This is a genomic window from Leptospira ognonensis (assembly GCF_004770745.1).
GTDB classification, from domain to species: Bacteria; Spirochaetota; Leptospiria; order Leptospirales; family Leptospiraceae; genus Leptospira_A; species Leptospira_A ognonensis.
Window position 1 is genome coordinate 1 of sequence record NZ_RQGD01000033.1, and the last position, 17186, is coordinate 17186.

Genomic DNA, 17186 nt, shown 5'->3' on the forward strand with positions numbered 1-17186 from the left:
TATAAGAAATTATCTTGAGTTTGTTTATTTTAATATTATAATTCTAATTATATCTTTCTAATTTGTCTGCTTTCCTGAAAGGCAAGTAATTTCTCCATTTCAATCAGGATTCGTTACGGAAGATCCAATTCTCGAGTAATGAATTTAATTTTTATTCAGGCAGTGTCAATCCATGGTATTAACAGAAAAGAATTTTCTAAATAATTTAAAATCACTCAAATCGGCAAAAGAGCTACCTAAAGTGAAACGATATTTTACAGAGAAAACAAAGGACGATAAGTTTATCGGAATACGTATGGCAGCAATCTTTAAACTCGCTAAACAGTATTCTGAAATGGAGCATAGTGAGGTATTAAAACTACTACGAAGTGAATTTTATGAAGCCCGAATGGGTGCAGTTAGTATCATGGATTTTCAAGCTAGAAAAAAAAATGCAACTTCCGAGAGAAAAAAAGCGCTTTTTGAAATGTATATTCATAACCATCAATGGATTAACAACTGGGATTTAATAGACAGATCTGCACCATATGTGATCGGAGGATACTTATATGATAAACCTCGAAATATATTATACAAGCTTGCAAAATCTAAAAATATCTGGGAACGTCGGACTGCCATAGTTAGTACTTACTTTTTCATAAGACAGAATGATCTAGCTGACACCTTTAAAATAGCAGAAATTTTGAGAAATGACCAGCAAGATTTAATACAGAGAGCCGTAGGAAGTTGGATTCGCGAAGCTGGAAAAAATCGATTCAAAAATATTGACATTTAATACATTCTGCTCTCTCTTCAAGTCGCGAAGGATCGGTTTCATTTCATCGAGAAGTGAAGATGTTTTTAGGTTGGTGGCGAGCAGAAGAAAACCGTGTGAACTTGGTAACTGTAGCTTTAAGGTTGGAATGTTTTCTGTTTCCATATATTTGTTTTTTCTCTCTTCTGCATTACAATGGATGCACAATAATAGTAGTAATTGAAAGACTAAGTTTTCCCAGATTTGCCTGAGTTTCATATTGACTTGAATTGTAAGTCAGCTACCGATTCGAAAATTGAACAAATCCGACAAATTTATATTTATTTTCACGCTTTCAATGAGTTTCTGAGTTTTCATGACACTCGATCTAAGCACAGGAGAAACGAAAAGATCGTTGCGTTCAATGGATTTCAAATTCTAAAGAAATCAGTAACGGGAAGACTGATCCATGGAAATGGATCCAGGAAAAGAGATTCGTTAGGTGTAGTTAGGAAAAGGAGTCTTTTTAGTTCAGTTCCGCAATTAGATTGGATAGAAAAATGAGCATGGCTATCCTTTTTCTAGTTTTTTTGGGAGCAAAAGCTTGCTTCTCAGAAATAGATTCTTATGTTGTTCCTACGTGATGAGAATGTTAATGAATCAAATTTTTACATCCTTCATTTTTATATTTATATCATTTGCCCTACTTGGTTGTGGAAAAAATTCTCTTTCGAATGCCTGTGATCCGCAAAATAAATTCTATAGAGATTATTTTACCATCAAATTGATCTTAGAAGACGATACCGCTTATTGTGGAACGAAAATTGTCTTACCTTCTATTTGCGATTTAACTCCTTTTGAAGTGATCCAACCCAAAAAATGGAAATATGTACAAGAAGAATTGCGAAAACAATTTTCCAAGGGTAAAAGGGAAACTACGACCTCAATCGTACCTTCTCCTATAAGTGGCACAGCGAAATGGTTAGGTGGTGTGTTGTTAAAGGATGGCAATTTAGTTTCCCTTCCCTATAACGAAGAAAGAATTTTGACAACAAAATTAGGTAATTTTGAATCAAAACTAATATCGACTCAGGTGTCGAGTACTGGTAAATGGGAAGGCGGAGTTCTTGCACCCAACGGCAAGGTATATGGAATTCCGCGTGGAGCCGATAACATTTTAGTTTATGATCCCATAGCATCTAGTGTCGCAACCTTGCCCAGCCCATTGGCAGGTGTTAATAAATGGAGAGGCGGAGTGCTCGCGCCAAATGGAAAAATTTATGCGATGCCGGTAAGTGTTTCTTCTATTCTAGTGATCGATCCAAGTAATGATAGCACGTATCTTTTGCCATCTCCAGCCATTGGCTCGAACCTTTGGGAAGGAGGTGTACTTGCACCCAATGAAAAAATTTATGGCATTCCAGTTGATGGAGATTCCATTCTTGTTATCAATACAAAAACAGATGAGGTAAAGACGATTCCAGCGCCCGTTTCGGGAACTGGGAAGTGGCGGCAGGGAGTCCTGCTTGCTAGTGGGAAAATTCTCGGAGTACCAAGTTCAAGTAATCAGTTTTTAATCATTGATCCGGAAACTGATCAAGTATCGACTTTCGATTCTCCCGTAACAGGCCTTAGTAAGTGGAGAGGAGCGTCGCTCGCACCCGATGGAAATATTTATTTTTTCCCGGCTGACATTTCGAAAATTCTGATTCTTAACAGTGAAAATTTCACTTATTCGACGATTGAAAGCGGAGTTTCCGGTGCCAATAAGTGGGGTGATGGAGTCCTAACTATAGATGGTCGTATCATCCTAATACCACATACGAGTGATCATTTTCTTTCCATTCAAACTGGGGCCAATGGCTCAATATGTGAATCAATCCTGATGAGCGGATACTATAACAAGTACTAAATATGAATTAAAAAATAAGATTTGAACTTTTTCTCATTACTACCTTGTAGTCGCAAGATGGGGCTTCTTAGTTAGCTCATAAATTCCGGGTAAGATGTTTACTCGTTGAAAGAAAACGAAACTTGATGGGAACGAAATTAGTAAACCTGTTTTTCAAAATTCGATCAAGCTGGCCTTTTTCCTGAAAAAATAGGCATTACTGTTTTTATTAGTTCCCGATTACGTTTTGGATCAAAAACAGGTTTTACAGCCAGCCCTTGACTAAATAATTCTTGCCAACAACTGTTTTCCGCATACGAGAAATCTTGATCATTCTGAAGTGCAGTTACCAGAGACTCTCTCAAAATAGCGTTAATCTAGGCATTCGAAGAAATTATGGCACCTAACGGTGTATTGATTTCATGAGAGATTCTGCCGACAATTGGAATGTTTCTTGTATTTCTTTAGTGGCTTCCTTTTATAATCTTACCCATCCTTGGCGCTTATTTTTTGACCAAAGAACCTGACACGTACGCGCAGTGCGAAATTGAATTCAAGAACCTTCCGACTTGAATGTTGCCATCATCAGAGAAGGGGGGTTCTGGGGTATCGACCGAACAACGCATGTCTTCGGAACAAATGATTCCAATTTATATTAAAAAAATTCTCACTTGCAATTAAGGGTTATCTTCTCGGATTCCAAAGCGGCCTGCTTTTTATCAGTCTCGGATGCCTTAGTTACATCCAGAAATGCTTCCATATAACGAACGTTTTGCTCATACTCTCGCACGCAGGCGGAATAGCCTGGGTCTGCTTTTGCTTTGAGTTGATTGCATTCACATTGTTTTGTCGCAGTTTCAATATAATGTTTTTTTAAAGTTTCCTTCTCCTGATCGGAAAGACCGCAAGCTAAAACTATTGGGAAACAAAGCAAAATGATTCGTTTGATTTTCAAGGTTTTTTCTCCAAGGATTAAAATAATCGAAGTAAAATGATAGACGTCAATATTTTTTCATTTCCATTTTCTACAATCTTGTAAGGAAAAAATAATTTGGCTATCTTACTCCGATCAGTTTTGAATTTAAAATTATTTGTCACATGAATTCGTGATTTGGTTGAATTCAATTCGCTTTTGATCTTCAGCGAAAGTTTTGCCGTACTGGCTTTGTTTTTGAAAGCATGCCATTTTTTGACCTTTTGGTGCCAACGAAAAACAATCACATACTTCTTTTACTTTCTCTTCAAAGCTTAGATTGTCTTTTATCTCCCCATTTCCGACCATCTCTCGTTCACATTGTCCAAGTTTTTCAAGGTATTGAGAATAAGCATCCGATCCTTTTTTAAGGGCTTTTACATGTTTTTCTCTGAGAGTTAAACATCTTTTTTTATCTTTTGCCGAATTCGATGATTTTGATTTATTTAAACACTCACACATCTCTTTTGATTTTTCTTCTGCATTTGCAAATAAAGGAAAAGAAAAAAGAATTAAACTTAGGAAAATCAATTTCATTTTGTGATTAACAATCATGTGCAATAGAATATGAGTAGATGAATTGTTGTCTAGAAATTTATAGATTTCTAGTCGCTTTTATTAAAGAATTGATTCAACTTTGGATTCTTAACCGGAACGATATAATTCTAATTCAGAATAATAAACTTGGTAAAAGATTGCCATTCTAACCTGAGTACGTTTTAGCAGATTCGAATCAAATTTGATTAAAATTCAAATTTTTCAGGACTCGGTTAATCTATAAAAGATTAAGATCAGTGAAGACGATAAAATAGTACAATCGAATTAAAGAGATTGTTTTTAGTTTCTTTTGTATTTTAAAAATCAATGAAATTGATTTCTTTTGCTGGGGTAGAAAAAAAATTCTGCGAGAGCATTGCACTATAAACAAACTTATTTCCGTGAGATCAATAGGTTAATCCAGAAGTTCCCAAAATGGTTTACATATCGAATTGTGGATGGTTCCCAGTTAGGAAAGAGCTTGCCATAACCTAGTGATCAACATCATTTCAGCCTATGACACGTTACCGTAAATTTGTGGATTGGCTTAAGGTGACAGGAGCCACTAGGGGACTAAGTGAGCAGGATGCGCGAGCCGTTCGCACAACGGCATGGGTGCAAATCCTGATGTTTTCTTTGCCGACGCTGCTAATCGTTCCCACGTATTTTACAGAGCCACCAGAGACCCATATATTCACCTATGCGACGTATTTCCCTTTAGTCGTGCCACTTGTGATTGCTCGTTACTTACTCATCCAGCAGAGACTAGCGGCAGCCGCAATCCTCACCTTGGTCGCCTCCGATTATCATCTCGTGGCCTTGTCGATTGCGCAAGCGGATGATCCGGCGCCGATGGGATTTTTACTCCTAGGGATGTTGTCATTTGTGATGGTCCCGCGCCAACACGTCATCACGCGTTGGAGCCTTGTCATTGTGCCCATGGGTCTATTTTTATTTTTCCAATACTACTATAGATCACTTGGCAAATCAGGAATATTCGGTCCTGCTCATCTGGTCGTACCTGCCGACTACCTCATGCCGCCACTCACTCTTTTAATTATCTTTTTCATTCTAATCACTTATCAGTTTGTAAAGGCTGTAAACGGCGCGGAAGATCGACTTGCAGCAGAGCTTGCTAAATCCGAGAAGCTCCTATTGAACATCTTACCACGAGAAGTGGCAAATGAATTGAAGATGGACGGCACGAGCAAACCACGCCACTTTCCCTCTGCTACTGTTTGCTTCACTGATTTTGAAGGCTTTACCAAAATCGCCGAGACGCTAAAGCCGGAAGAGCTAGTGGCTGAGTTAGATCGTTGCTTTTCTTATTTCGATAGCTTGATGGATCGATACAATCTTGAAAAACTCAAGACCATCGGCGACAGCTATATGTTTGCTGGTGGAATTCCTCAGAACAATGCCACGCATGCGGTGGATTGTGTAATGGCAGCCCTTGAGATTCAAGCGTTTATGAATCGGATGAAGGAAATTAAAGCGGACCAGAATCTGCCGTATTGGCAACTTCGATTGGGGATTCACTCCGGTGATCTCGTCGCGGGCGTAATCGGAGAACGAAAGTTTGCCTATGATGTTTGGAGTGATACGGTAAATACAGCAAGCCGCTGCGAATCGTCAGGAGCTTCTGGGAAAATCAATATCTCTGGCGTAACCTTTGAGCTCATTAAAGATTTTTTTGCCTGCGAATATCGAGGAGCGATGCCAGCAAAAAACAAGGGTCAGATCGACATGTATTTTGTGCAAGGTTTGCTACCAGAGTTGCAACGTCCCGGTCATGAGCGTACTCCTAACGTTGAATTCGAAAAACGATACCGAAGATTGCGAGAGCAACAAACATCGAGCTAGACTTTGATGCGACCGCAGACAATGATAGAATGTAACTAACTTCTTGACTTTGTAATTTCGGAATAGTAACCAAATAAATCTCAGCGTAATCTTCAAATGTTTTTAACTGAGTATGATGATGATTCTGAACTGACTAGAATCTGTCATCAGTTCAGAACGTTATGATCGGAAAAATTTCTTTTTTTAATTTGCCTTAATTATAAATCGCTTACTTCCACTCTCATCATAACATTTCGTACCATTACAAGAAGCAGATGCTCCAGTAGTTGGACCGCAATCCTTCCCGATCGTTTTTTTGCAGACCGCAGAAGCTTTTTTTCTTACTTCATTCGTATCACCATTGATACACACCTTAATATCTGATTCTCGAAAAGAATAACATTTTGCAGATAGTTGTTGAGTTAACAGGACCGTGCCAAGTAAGGCGACGATAATTCTAATATTTAGTAACATTTGTTTTCCCTTATAAAATCCTTCATTTCAACCTTGAATACGATATCACACCATGCAAGTGAATAAGAAAAATTAATTCATCCGAAAACGGCATTGGTTCTTTTTTGAATAGAATGATTCTAGTTAAAAAATAAGTAAAAAAAATACAAACGTAGCAGGAGTTAACATTTTTTGTTTTTTTTTGGTTTCAAGTTGATGGCTTATCGATGAAAGTGTATGCGTTAGTCGTAAAAAAATATCTTCAGATAATTTTACTATCAGAGAATTCCAAAAAATATATGCAGTCAAAGAAACTTCTAAACTGCATTTATGGGATTGGTCACAAATCTATTGCCGCCATTTTAGTTAATAATAAAAAAGCCAACTCGAAGTGTTTCGAACTGCAGATCCAAACTACTTCTCTAATCTCTGTTAGATATTTTTGCCACAATATAGGTCGCCCCGAATGCTTTTATAAAAGAAGCTGCCGCCCATATCAAACTGATCGATATCGGAATCGGCAAATAGCTATAACTGGCTATCTGGGGCATCGCCAAGACTAATCCGAGACCAAAACCAAATGGTACCGCTTTTTTACATTCCTTGTCGGGACCAACGATGGGGTAGAAAAAAGCTATAGCCATCGCAAAAAGAAACTGACTGAGAAGCATAACGAACATATTTGAATCGGCCTGCGGGCGCCAAACATGCATCGTTGCTTCGTAAAGTCCTCTCATCAAAAGACCGTGAACTAAATATTCAAAAATAAAAACAAATACAAATGCCGTCACTCCACCTAGCAACATACCTTTTATCATTTTGCTATTGTCGTTCATATTGTCTCCTTGTTACTTTTATCCAATGATATGAGATTCAAATTCAGAAGTCATTCAAAATTATTATTTTGCCTTTAAGGCTCGAACAAAGTATTAGATAGTTAGAAACCATTCTCTTTGGAAATTGATGAGATGATTGGTGCAAAATTTTGATCGATTGCAAAGAACCCGATTTAATTCGGCTTAAAGGCGAACAAATTTTTACAGAAAGGGATTCGATACTTCCCCTGCAGAAAACAAACTTTGATTCCTGCAGAGGAGTCAATTTTAAGTTACTCGGTCGTCGCCGCTATCGAGTAAGTTGATGTGCCTGAGGTAATCGTCCAAACGTTTCCGTTCGAGAAAAAATAACTCACATTTGTGCAATTTGCGCCATCATTGTAACTGATGGAGCTTGAAGCAGTTCTTGCCGAAATTGTAAAATAAGAACTCGTCCCACCATTAGCAACACTGCCGATTGAAGCATACTTTGTGCTTGCACCGCAGGTAATCGACGTATGTAAGGAATAAGTTTCAGTACTACCGCTGCTGTTTTTAAATCTGATCCTTGGCGACGCTGTTGAAAGTGAAACGGTCTGGGAGGACTTGATCCCATCGTTACTACAACGGGTTGCGACGCCATAAATTGTCGAACTCGAACCTGTAAACGAAAGACCTGCAGCAAGGCCAGCTGCGAAATTTGTCATGGATGCATAATAGTCATAATAAGTGATTTTTACACCCATACCAGAGGACGTGATGTTACCCGAGCAAGAACCTACGGAATTGCGCGTAGTAGAACAAGCGGCAACGGAAGAAAAAGTGCCCGAATTTGTGGAACAATGGGAGCTGGCACTTGTCGCGGAAGTCGAGGCTGCATAATCGAAGCATCTGGGACCATCGGTGGCTGTATCAGGTAAGGTGCAGGAACAAGTGGGACAGGTGGATGTGGAAGTACTACTCGTTAGTTGATTTAAAAGCAGTAGGTTCGTTAGATCTTCGTTTTCTTTTTTTTCAGAATTTGGATTACAATTGAAAAGAACAATTAACGAACAGGAAGCGAACAGGAAGCGAAACTCATAATATATTCTCCAGTTAGTTGTTAACACAAAAAAAAGCAACGGATTTTAAATGTCAAATCAGAAATAAAGAAGTTAGGTTTTGCGATCGAGAGGAAGTGCCTTCTTTCCATCCAATTCATATCATGCTTTCTCTATTTTCTTTGGTTTTGTATATTGGTTGGCCCGGATGTTATCCTTCGCAAGCAAGGCCGTTTCATGGATACGTTTGGATCTGGTCGTCTCCTGTTTGGCAGTCTGTATCCATTCAAGAATGCCTCGTTTCACACTTTTGGGAAATGCTTCGAAAAAAGTTAAAGCTCCCTTTTGTTTTTTTAAGGCTTGTAGTAAATCCTCGGGAATAACTAAATTTTCAACCTCATCTAACGCATTCCAGGTGCCAGATTTCTTTGCAAGTTCGATCATCTTAATTCCTGAAGGATGGATACGTCCTTCTGTTTCCAGTCGACTTATCTTTTCTTTATTGACTCGCGACCAATTGCTTTTTGGATTTCGAGGGGAAATATATAACTTATAACGTAATGCATCTATTTTGTTAGGCAAACTATCAACCCATCCAAAACACAGCGATTCCTCGATGGCCTCGTCTACTGTTATGGTCGGAAGTCCGGAACCTTTTTTTGCAAGAATCAGCCAGACCCCTTTTGATGTGTCATGATTTTTTAAGAGCCAATCGTGAAACTCTTTTAGTGATTTTGGTTCGAAGTGTTCGATTCCTTTGTGGGAGTTTGGATGTTTCGGTTTTGTTTTGTTCTGATTTTGATTCATGGAAATTTATATCTCAAGACTCAACTCTTGTGAAGTGGATTTTGGTGTAGAATAAAATCGATAAAATAAAATCATCAAGCATTAGTTTGTTTACGAATGTTAATTTTTTTACTTATGCCTACCGAACAAAGTCCGCGATCGACAAGCCAGTCGCCTTAAGGATAATTCTATTTCTTTATTTCTCAAAAGAATCCCAAGCCATAATAAGGCCATCATTACAAGCAAATAATCGCTTATCTTCGCAGCACACACGGGTTTGTGTCTGAGTATTCTATTTCGGAGTGGTTTGTAAAAACGGAAGCACGATACATCGATCTGGTTTTGATCCTTTCCCTTTTCATAACAAGTTTTGTCGTTCGACTCATTCTGGATAAGAATCCGACACTCATAGACCAGCTTTCACTTTCATTGCCTGTCAATGTAGCCTATATTTTTTTGTTCCTCACTCATTTTACTAATCGTGAAATCACCTTCTTGGATGATTTGTTTTCTTTTCTGATGCATCTACAAGGACGAAGAATTAAGTAGAAACTTGTTGATATCACTTACAAATTTTCTCGTACTGGTTTCGTATAAATCGATGTCCCTTGGATGATTGGCTCTATATTGAATTAAAGGAGAATGGTTTGATTTTGAGAAAAGGAGCCATAGTGCAGTAATATGTTCAATTCGATCTTGGTAAACTAAGGTTTGTTTGAGATTTAAATCTTTATCGAAGATATAAAATTTTGATTCGAAGAGCGCCTCATCCCAGTACGGAATTAACCCTAGCGTCATTATGGCGGGAAGGAAAGTCAAAACTTTTAGATTTCTCGTTTTGTTTGATTGTGGATTCGTAAGTGACTGAGTATATAGATTTCTTTGGTTTGCGAGAATATAATAGTCTACATTTGATTTTTTGAATTGGATCCTCTTAATTTTTTGAATCACATTTTGTCCCTCTTTGCAATTGCATTCATCTGCTGAATAGGCATATTCAATGTGAACAATAGATTCGATTTCCTTTAAGCCCGCATGGCGAACTGTCGACAAATACAAAGATAAGAAATTTCTAATCTTTTCTTCGGAAGGTTGGTTGCTTTGACCGGTTGTATGTTGGATGGATTCTTCTTGTGATGTCGGGAAAAATATTTTAGTTGAATTGTTTCCGTTGATATTTGCTGAGATCGAGTAGGACGGATTGTACCTTGTGGCAGGAATTCTCTGATGGATCTTATTGTATAATTCTGGATGTGCGGGTTCCTTTCCTGAATTTATAAATTCCACAAGGCAGTTGTATACCGCAAGATCCCGATTGATTTCAACCAGAGTATTAAAATAGGAACAAGGGAACTTTGGTTCTTTTGATTCAAAATTTTCACGTTTTTCCAAAGAAAAATGAAATGGATGGAATCCAAGAAGTAAGAATTTTTTCTTCAAGAATTGGCTCTTTTGTTTTTCACTTAACAGAAAATTTTTCTGGTCTTTCAGATAGTAATGGGTGCAGTGGCTCATCATCAATACAATTGAGAATAGAAACGGATAAAAAAGTATTTTCATACGGATAGAGTATCATTGAGGCACCAATCGAACCATAGGTGAAAACCGAATATGTGGGGTTTACTCAAATCCCACATTGCTTTTGCTCACATTAATGACAGTAGATGATCGCTACGTTTCCTGGCAATTTCATGTTCATTTAGCCATTTTACCGGAGAATGTTTCGTTGATTCGGACCCTACTGAAAAGCTATCCGACTCAAGGAACAGGTAGATAACAATTTTATTTGGCGATGAGACGTAAGGAGCCATTTGTTCGAATGCTTGAATATACTCTTTGCTAGGTGCTCGGACAAGGTAGATACTGGGAAAGATAAGTTTCCCTTTTGGGACGGAAAAAATTGTTTTTCCCCTTCCTTCTTCCCTATGCCGAATTCGTGATTATCGTTAGAACGTTTACATTCACCAAGTTTCGTCCTTCCATAGTGCCACAAAGCGATCCAAGACTGAAAATATTTAAATTTTTTTAGATTTGAATCATTTTTCCAGTTTATTTATTAACCAAAGGAAATACGATTAACAACTGTAATGAGTTTTATCAAAAAATTTTCCCATGAATTGCTGCCTAGGTGATCATTTATGTTTCCAGAAGATTTACCATATTACATGCAACGCTTGATTTTAATCTTTTTGATCATATTTAACCAATGCCTGTACAATCCGATTGTCAAAGAAGTTCTCGATCTTGAAAAGGATGCAAAGAGGAATAAATCATTAAATTCTTTTTTGATAAATGCGACCTTGGCTTTGCCTTTTTTTGGATCAGATATATCTGCTTCTTCCATTGAACCGAGTTCCTCCGATAGTTCGACACCCACAGCAGAAATTACACCTTCACTCGGAAATATTATTCTTAGCAATACTTCGATCAAGGTCGTTTTCAGTAAAAGCATGGACCCAAGCTCGCTCTCTGCGACTCTAGGAACGAATCTTACAGCATCCTGGTCGAAAACATTGCTTTCGGATGATACAGTAACATTGTCTGCTACCATTCCTATAGGTACAAATTCATTCATCCTAAACGCAAAAGATGTTAATGGTAAGGATTTAACAGAGATTAAGGGAACATATATTGTTTTATCATCAAATACGAATGTACTTTATGTGAGTCCCTTGGGAAGCGATTCGAATTCTGGAACCTCACCAACATTACCCAAACTTACGATTCCCTCTGCGATCTCTTCAGCAACCGCACCAGCAGCGATTTTTATTAGCTCTGGTGATTATAATATGAATAGTAATTTATCATTCATAATTAACCTGGTTGATAAAGTATCTCTATATGGAGGATTTTCTCAGGATTTTTCTTCTCGAAATATTTCGACTTATACCAGCAAAATTTCGGATGTCGCAACAAGTGTTATTGGTAGTACAGTTACTGTATATTCGGATGCAACCATTACTTCGGCCACAATCGTGGATGGACTGACTATCGTCGGGTCCTCTAATACAAATGCGTCTGTGAATTCATATGCAATTTTCTGTAATGTTGGAAATCCAACCATTAGCAACAATACAATTCAAGCAGGATCAGTGAGTACCCAAGGCGCGATTGCCATCCAAATCAATGGTGCATCTCCCACTATTTCTGGCAATACGATCTCGGGAGGAATTTCTACTGGCAGTAATTCTTTTGGTATTTTTATTCAAAATATTTCGGCTCCGTCTATCATCAACAATCAGGTGAGTGGAGGATCAGCACCATCAGGTTCGGCACATGCTATATATAATGGCCCACAGGCAAATACACCCACCATCTCGGGAAATACAATTTATGGGGGCAGTGGAGCTATCTCATACGGTCTAAACACAAGTCACCCATCTGATTTTAATTTATCAAATAACACAATTGATGGGGGAATTGGAACGAATTCATACGCGATCTATCATGGTAATGGAGGTTCCGGAAATGTAGGATCCTATCAGAATAACACCTTATTCACATCAGGCGGAACGAATCGGTATTGCTTATATGAAGCCGGCGCTATATCTAGTCCAATATCCTTCAATAATAATCATATATTCGACTGCCCATCGGCCTACTATTATGACCAAGGCACCACCGCCATATTTTCATTCGTTACGATTAACGGAGGTACTACGAATGGTTCTTCCTATATTGGAAATTACTAAATCGGAAGGGAATGTTACAGAAAAGGGAAATTTTTATTCCAATCTAATTTAAAATTGATCCTACAGAATTTTGATCACATTGATTTCGGAACCAAACCCCAAAAATCAAATAGGGATATCGGATCCTCGATAAAGATTTGGCAATACCGAAAGTCTGTTGGTTTTCTGCACGGAAAGACCTGATGCAAGATTTTTTCTTGACTATATACCGAACGGTAGGTATATAAGTCTAATTACTGTGTAAAACCCTTTTTAATATTTAAGGAGATATATGGAATTAGAACTTTCTGGCATTACTTCACAAAAACTCGAATCTTATGGTGACCTAGATCTTTGGCTACTTGGTACAGACGCGATCGATGAATTTAATCAACATATTTACACAGTTTATAACGATGCATTTGGTTCAAGTAGTGGTGAGCCAGAGGTGCCAATGGCTGAAATCGCACCAGCCGCTCAAGAAAATTTTCCACGTGCAAGGGTCTGTGGTGTTCGTCATTCCTCGGGGGAACTGGTTGGAACTTGGGGAATCATTGTAAATGATTTATCTAAACCTACGGCTGCTTTACCCACGGAAACGAAATACAATCTCGATCTAAACAAGATTGTGAGAGAGTTGAATGCTGGCTCAATAAACTATGTATTCAATGGTTGGCGCACTGCTATCAACAAGAACGCTCTAGAAAAATACAATATCGATCGTACAAAGTCTATTTTTATATTCGATCTTTTATTGCGAGGATTGATGCAAGATTTTACTGAAAGAGAAAATCAGTTTCTTGGTATCGCCGATATGGAAAAACTCGTGTACAAGTACCATCGTCGCATTGGAATTCCTTGGTATATCGTCGGTGAGCCAATCAATTTTTGGAATCGCGATCGTTACCCTTGTGCATTTAAACTCGGCGAATACCGAGAATATATGACAACCTACCACCCAGAAAGAGCGAAATTTCTTTTTGATAAATCCCTTGGAGTCAAATGATAGAGTCGAATACACGTGAAAAAATTCTCAAAAAAGCTAGTGACCTTTTTTATTCACAAGGATTCAACAATACCGGAATGGACGAGATAACTCGTATCGTAGGCGTTAAAAAACCTGCGCTTTATTATCATTTCGAGTCAAAAAATTCACTTGGACTTGCCTATATTGAATACAGATCGACTATTCTTTTTGAAATGCTTGAAAGCCTTCTAAAGAAGGCAAAAACATTTGATCAATATCTTTCCTATTGGTCGACATCGCTGATCATGCTGGCTAAGCGTGATGAATTTTTTGGATGTCCTTTTACAGCATTTTCTAGCGAACTCGATATAGCGGAACGAAATTATTTCGCAAAAACTTTGCGTTCAGTTGAAACGGAATGGCTTTCCTTTCAGGAAAGAGCGTTTATAAAATTTTATGGTAAATCAAATCAAACAAAACGCATTGCAGATAAAATTCTTATAGTTCATACTGGCTGTGTTATGTTGTATCGAGCCTCACGAGATTTGAAGTATTTGAAACAACTGAAATCTGGATTTGCTGAGGTGGCATTGGATGCCCACAATTTGACAAACTTGCCTACTAAGAAAATTTAATATTGAAACGAAGTTATACAAATTTTCCAAAAGCATATAAAATATTTATATTCAGTATTTCTTTGATCTTACCATTGTTTGCTCGATGACTGCCACGGTCAAAATAACATTTTGAAAGATCGACCAAGCCAGTTTAGCATTCAGTTTTGCCACTTTAATTAACAATTCAGAATCCAAATGTATCAAACGCGCGCCTTCAAAACCTGCTCTCGCATTTAAAAAATGTCCTTTGTTTCCTACTTTTCGTAAAAAACCAAAGAGCGAGCCTGGTTGTAAGGAAATAACTTGTTTCTCAAAATTAGGATTATCAGGATCCTTTAAGTATTGATTTACGCTACCTTCAAGAAGTAGATAAATATCTGAGTCCTCGAGATTTTCTTCAATAAAGATGTTCTCATTTGCAAGAGCCGTTCGGTTTCGTAAACGATAGATTAAACTCAAGATTTCTAAATTATGATTACGAATCTGCTTAAATCTTTCCTCTCCCTCTTCACCAAAAAGCAAACTTAAATCTATCTGTTCCTCAGGAGAAGTTAAGTCGCTACTTGGAATACTTTGTATTCTCACTAAGCTTGTTTGGAGCATATCTACTAAAAATTTTTCATCCGCCAAAAGACATTTATAAAAATCAGATTCTGTTATGAATACAATATATGTATCATCATGATCGGATACAAACGATTCGAGACGAATTTTCGATATTAAGGCAGCCAACCCAAAAAACATGCCTTTGTTATATTCTTTTTGTATCGATTTTGCAGTGCTAGTAGCCTCTTCACTCACTACTTTGCCATCTAAAATCAAACAGATACCATCAGCAGATGGATCTCCTGCTTTCAATATCATTTCGCCTTTTTTGAAATGTTTACCCGTCAAGGGATGTGAACGTAATGCTTCAATAAAATTCATAAGTTAGGCTAATTTAATCCCGTCTCAATTTTAATAACTTTTTAACAATGCGCACTTTTTTCGAGTGTTTTGTTCATCTGGAAAAATCTTCGCATTTTGTCTTAAATCAAACTCAAAAATCAGACAATGCGAATCATTGCCCCCACTTAAACATTCATATCGATTAAACGCAAATGTATTTTAGAGTCCACTTCCAATGATGTCTATAAAAGATAAAGTGACGTGGGCTAAAAAAATCCGAACGAAACCGAATATTTTCCTCTCTCACAGCGAAGGATTTGAAAATGGATCGTTTTTTCTAATTTTGAATCCAAAAACCATCCCTTACTGAAAGGCTTTGTCTTATCGCAGTCCTGCAAAAGAAATACAGCTGTTTGCAATCACTACCACTACTTTGTTATAAGTTTTTCTAAGAATGAGTCAGAATTCGTATGGATTCTTGGTATTCAGGAAAGTTTGTATATGACTTGAAATTTGACGGTTGCAAAACGCACTTGTAACATGGTCAAGATTTTATACTTATGAATGGAAATTAATTTTTATTACTCTTTTTACTCTGTTTTAAAATGTTGTGAATCCTCATGAAAAATCAAATAACAAATATCGAAAAACTCCAAACCAAGGTAGCTGAAACAATCCTCATAGCTTCTGGGATATTGATCTTTCTCATTATTTTGGATGATCTAACGATAGAATTGTATTGGATCGCCATCCTAAAAATTCCAATGATCTTCATCTTTATTTTAGCTTACATTAAATTAAAAATTAGCGGATTCCAAGAAAAATACTCCCATTTCGTAAATCTGCCTATACTAGTATTTTTTATACTTAATTATTTGGGTAACCAGGGTAGCGATGGTCCAACTTTCTATGGAGTTTTGACTCTATTTGTCACTTACCCAATCCTTCTCTCCCCAAAATGGAAAAGATTTTATACAGTTCTTACGATTATCCTCATGTCCTTTCTTTTATATTTCGGTTCAGACAAACAAAATCTAATTGTACCTCATTATATAAATCCAATGGATCAATTCCAAGACCATCTATTTACATTTATTTCTGTATCTGCCTTTCTCGTTATCCTGCTTACTTTGGTTCTCGATTTTTATAAAAAACAAAATCTAGAATTGACAGAGGTTCAATGGAAATTAAAAGAACAATTGGAATTTGCCAACGCGGAAAAACTAAAAAATGAAATCCTACTGAGAGTTTTAGCTCATGATGTGAGAAGTCCAGTAAACAACTTAGATCAACTAATTGATTTATATGAGGCTGAGGATTTAACTAAGTTAGAATTTAAACAATTAGCTAGCGGTATGAAGTCGAGAATACTTGATTTAAAAAACACGATTGATAATATATTGATAAATTTGAAAAAAGATTACGATGAGGAAGTCTCCCGCTCTACTGTGGAATCACCGATAGAATTTACGAAATCTCTCGTAGATCGATTGAAATATATTTTTGAAACCAAGCGCCAGCAAATCATATTCGTGTCAGAAACAGGAATGGATTCCCATATCCAGTTCGAAAGGAATGTGAGTGAGATCACGATCATCCTAAAGAATCTTTTGGACAATGCATCTAAATATTCGAGTGAGGGATCTGAAATCCGAGTTTCCCTTCAAATTTCTGCTGCCGAAATTGATTGGACTGTTGAAAGCCAAGGGGAGCCCATTCCAGAGGAGTTACAAAAAAAACTATTTGCAGAGACAGTGATCTCTCAAAACGGTAGCGGTGTTGGTTTATTCCTCTGCAAATCGATTGCAGATCGAATGGGCGCTCGCTTAACGTATACAACAAACCAAAAAGTCAATTGCTTTAGCTTAAAAATTGGATAGTAATCGGCGAATCAAACAATGGAGAGCAGCAGGATATGAAGCGAGGCTAGATTTCCTGAGTCTTCCAAACCAAGAATTTGCTATCAAACGGGT

Annotated in this window: 17 protein-coding genes; 9 read left to right on the forward strand and 8 right to left on the reverse strand. The window is 37.4% G+C overall.

Annotated elements, in window-relative coordinates; all coding sequences use genetic code 11:
- Positions 1-172 precede the first annotated feature (172 nt).
- Both EHQ58_RS10300 and EHQ58_RS10305 read left to right on the forward strand, forming a co-directional pair.
- Positions 173-775 carry a DNA alkylation repair protein gene (locus tag EHQ58_RS10300; RefSeq protein WP_135623822.1) on the forward strand — a complete coding sequence of 201 codons (603 nt, stop codon included), beginning with the start codon at positions 173-175 and terminating at the stop codon, positions 773-775.
- Positions 776-1388: 613 nt separating this feature from the next.
- Positions 1389-2645, forward strand: coding sequence for an NHL repeat-containing protein (locus EHQ58_RS10305; RefSeq protein WP_135623823.1), 1257 nt, complete (start codon positions 1389-1391; stop codon positions 2643-2645).
- Between the two features lie 646 nt (positions 2646-3291).
- On the opposite strand, the gene EHQ58_RS10310 is transcribed toward EHQ58_RS10305, so the two are convergent.
- On the reverse strand, positions 3292-3579 hold the full coding sequence (locus EHQ58_RS10310) for a hypothetical protein (protein ID WP_135623824.1): 288 nt from the start codon (positions 3577-3579) through the stop codon (positions 3292-3294).
- 132 nt (positions 3580-3711) lie between these two features.
- Positions 3712-4134 (reverse strand): hypothetical protein, encoded by a 423-nt coding sequence (locus EHQ58_RS10315; protein WP_135623825.1) that lies wholly within the window; start codon positions 4132-4134, stop codon positions 3712-3714.
- Positions 4135-4650: 516 nt separating this feature from the next.
- Here EHQ58_RS10315 and EHQ58_RS10320 point away from each other — a divergent pair.
- Positions 4651-5997, forward strand: a complete 1347-nt coding sequence (locus EHQ58_RS10320; RefSeq protein ID WP_135623826.1) for an adenylate/guanylate cyclase domain-containing protein — start codon at positions 4651-4653, stop codon at positions 5995-5997.
- A gap of 183 nt (positions 5998-6180) precedes the next feature.
- On the opposite strand, the gene EHQ58_RS10325 is transcribed toward EHQ58_RS10320, so the two are convergent.
- The 3 genes from EHQ58_RS10325 to EHQ58_RS10335 form a co-directional block, all read right to left on the reverse strand.
- The gene (locus EHQ58_RS10325) at positions 6181-6450 is read right to left on the reverse strand and encodes a hypothetical protein (protein WP_135623827.1); all 270 of its coding nucleotides are present in this window, start codon (positions 6448-6450) and stop codon (positions 6181-6183) included.
- Between the two features lie 401 nt (positions 6451-6851).
- Positions 6852-7265: a hypothetical protein gene (locus EHQ58_RS10330; RefSeq protein WP_135623828.1), complete on the reverse strand. Its 414-nt coding sequence runs from the start codon at positions 7263-7265 to the stop codon at positions 6852-6854.
- Positions 7266-7537: 272 nt separating this feature from the next.
- A complete protein-coding gene (locus EHQ58_RS10335) occupies positions 7538-7990 on the reverse strand; it encodes a hypothetical protein (RefSeq protein WP_135623829.1) in 453 nt (150 codons plus the stop codon).
- Here EHQ58_RS10335 and EHQ58_RS18730 point away from each other — a divergent pair.
- Positions 7974-8126 carry a hypothetical protein gene (locus tag EHQ58_RS18730; RefSeq protein ID WP_167883601.1) on the forward strand — a complete coding sequence of 51 codons (153 nt, stop codon included), beginning with the start codon at positions 7974-7976 and terminating at the stop codon, positions 8124-8126. The two genes, EHQ58_RS10335 and EHQ58_RS18730, sit on opposite strands and share 17 nt — an antisense overlap.
- Positions 8127-8446: 320 nt before the next feature.
- On the opposite strand, the gene EHQ58_RS10340 is transcribed toward EHQ58_RS18730, so the two are convergent.
- Positions 8447-9091 (reverse strand): YdeI/OmpD-associated family protein, encoded by a 645-nt coding sequence (locus tag EHQ58_RS10340; RefSeq protein WP_135623830.1) that lies wholly within the window; start codon positions 9089-9091, stop codon positions 8447-8449.
- A gap of 258 nt (positions 9092-9349) precedes the next feature.
- On the opposite strand from EHQ58_RS10340, the gene EHQ58_RS10345 reads away from it, so the two are divergent.
- Complete coding sequence (locus EHQ58_RS10345; protein WP_135623831.1) at positions 9350-9619, forward strand: hypothetical protein; 270 nt, start codon at positions 9350-9352, stop codon at positions 9617-9619.
- Here the strand turns inward: EHQ58_RS10345 and EHQ58_RS10350 are convergent.
- Positions 9596-10630, reverse strand: coding sequence for an Lp29 family lipoprotein (locus tag EHQ58_RS10350; RefSeq protein WP_135623832.1), 1035 nt, complete (start codon positions 10628-10630; stop codon positions 9596-9598). The two genes, EHQ58_RS10345 and EHQ58_RS10350, sit on opposite strands and share 24 nt — an antisense overlap.
- Positions 10631-11208: 578 nt before the next feature.
- Between EHQ58_RS10350 and EHQ58_RS10355 the strand changes: the two genes are divergently transcribed.
- From EHQ58_RS10355 to EHQ58_RS10365, 3 genes are all read left to right on the forward strand, one after another.
- Entirely contained in the window at positions 11209-12762 is a 1554-nt protein-coding gene (locus EHQ58_RS10355) for a DUF1565 domain-containing protein (protein ID WP_135623833.1), read from the forward strand.
- A gap of 271 nt (positions 12763-13033) precedes the next feature.
- The gene (locus EHQ58_RS10360) at positions 13034-13747 is read left to right on the forward strand and encodes a hypothetical protein (RefSeq protein WP_135623834.1); all 714 of its coding nucleotides are present in this window, start codon (positions 13034-13036) and stop codon (positions 13745-13747) included.
- Complete coding sequence (locus EHQ58_RS10365; protein ID WP_135623835.1) at positions 13744-14343, forward strand: TetR/AcrR family transcriptional regulator; 600 nt, start codon at positions 13744-13746, stop codon at positions 14341-14343. Before EHQ58_RS10360 ends, EHQ58_RS10365 begins: the two co-directional genes overlap by 4 nt.
- Before the next feature lie 51 nt (positions 14344-14394).
- On the opposite strand, the gene EHQ58_RS10370 is transcribed toward EHQ58_RS10365, so the two are convergent.
- Entirely contained in the window at positions 14395-15252 is an 858-nt protein-coding gene (locus EHQ58_RS10370) for a cyclic nucleotide-binding domain-containing protein (RefSeq protein ID WP_135623836.1), read from the reverse strand.
- Positions 15253-15833: 581 nt separating this feature from the next.
- Between EHQ58_RS10370 and EHQ58_RS10375 the strand changes: the two genes are divergently transcribed.
- Complete coding sequence (locus tag EHQ58_RS10375) at positions 15834-17093, forward strand: sensor histidine kinase (protein WP_135623837.1); 1260 nt, start codon at positions 15834-15836, stop codon at positions 17091-17093.
- The last annotated feature ends 93 nt before the right edge of the window (positions 17094-17186 follow it).

Bases quoted from the DNA above. Each gene is read 5' to 3' on its own strand.
- EHQ58_RS10300 (WP_135623822.1), top strand. From the start codon at position 173: ATGGTATTAACAGAAAAGAATTTTCTAAATAATTTAAAATCACTCAAA.
- EHQ58_RS10305 (WP_135623823.1), top strand. From the start codon at position 1,389: ATGAATCAAATTTTTACATCCTTCATTTTTATATTTATATCATTTGCC.
- EHQ58_RS10315 (WP_135623825.1), bottom strand. From the start codon at position 4,134: ATGAAATTGATTTTCCTAAGTTTAATTCTTTTTTCTTTTCCTTTATTT.
- EHQ58_RS10320 (WP_135623826.1), top strand. From the start codon at position 4,651: ATGACACGTTACCGTAAATTTGTGGATTGGCTTAAGGTGACAGGAGCC.
- EHQ58_RS10325 (WP_135623827.1), bottom strand. From the start codon at position 6,450: ATGTTACTAAATATTAGAATTATCGTCGCCTTACTTGGCACGGTCCTG.
- EHQ58_RS10330 (WP_135623828.1), bottom strand. From the start codon at position 7,265: ATGAACGACAATAGCAAAATGATAAAAGGTATGTTGCTAGGTGGAGTG.
- EHQ58_RS10335 (WP_135623829.1), bottom strand. From the start codon at position 7,990: ATGGGTGTAAAAATCACTTATTATGACTATTATGCATCCATGACAAAT.
- EHQ58_RS10340 (WP_135623830.1), bottom strand. From the start codon at position 9,091: ATGAATCAAAATCAGAACAAAACAAAACCGAAACATCCAAACTCCCAC.
- EHQ58_RS10350 (WP_135623832.1), bottom strand. From the start codon at position 10,630: ATGAAAATACTTTTTTATCCGTTTCTATTCTCAATTGTATTGATGATG.
- EHQ58_RS10355 (WP_135623833.1), top strand. From the start codon at position 11,209: ATGTTTCCAGAAGATTTACCATATTACATGCAACGCTTGATTTTAATC.
- EHQ58_RS10360 (WP_135623834.1), top strand. From the start codon at position 13,034: ATGGAATTAGAACTTTCTGGCATTACTTCACAAAAACTCGAATCTTAT.
- EHQ58_RS10365 (WP_135623835.1), top strand. From the start codon at position 13,744: ATGATAGAGTCGAATACACGTGAAAAAATTCTCAAAAAAGCTAGTGAC.
- EHQ58_RS10370 (WP_135623836.1), bottom strand. From the start codon at position 15,252: ATGAATTTTATTGAAGCATTACGTTCACATCCCTTGACGGGTAAACAT.
- EHQ58_RS10375 (WP_135623837.1), top strand. From the start codon at position 15,834: ATGAAAAATCAAATAACAAATATCGAAAAACTCCAAACCAAGGTAGCT.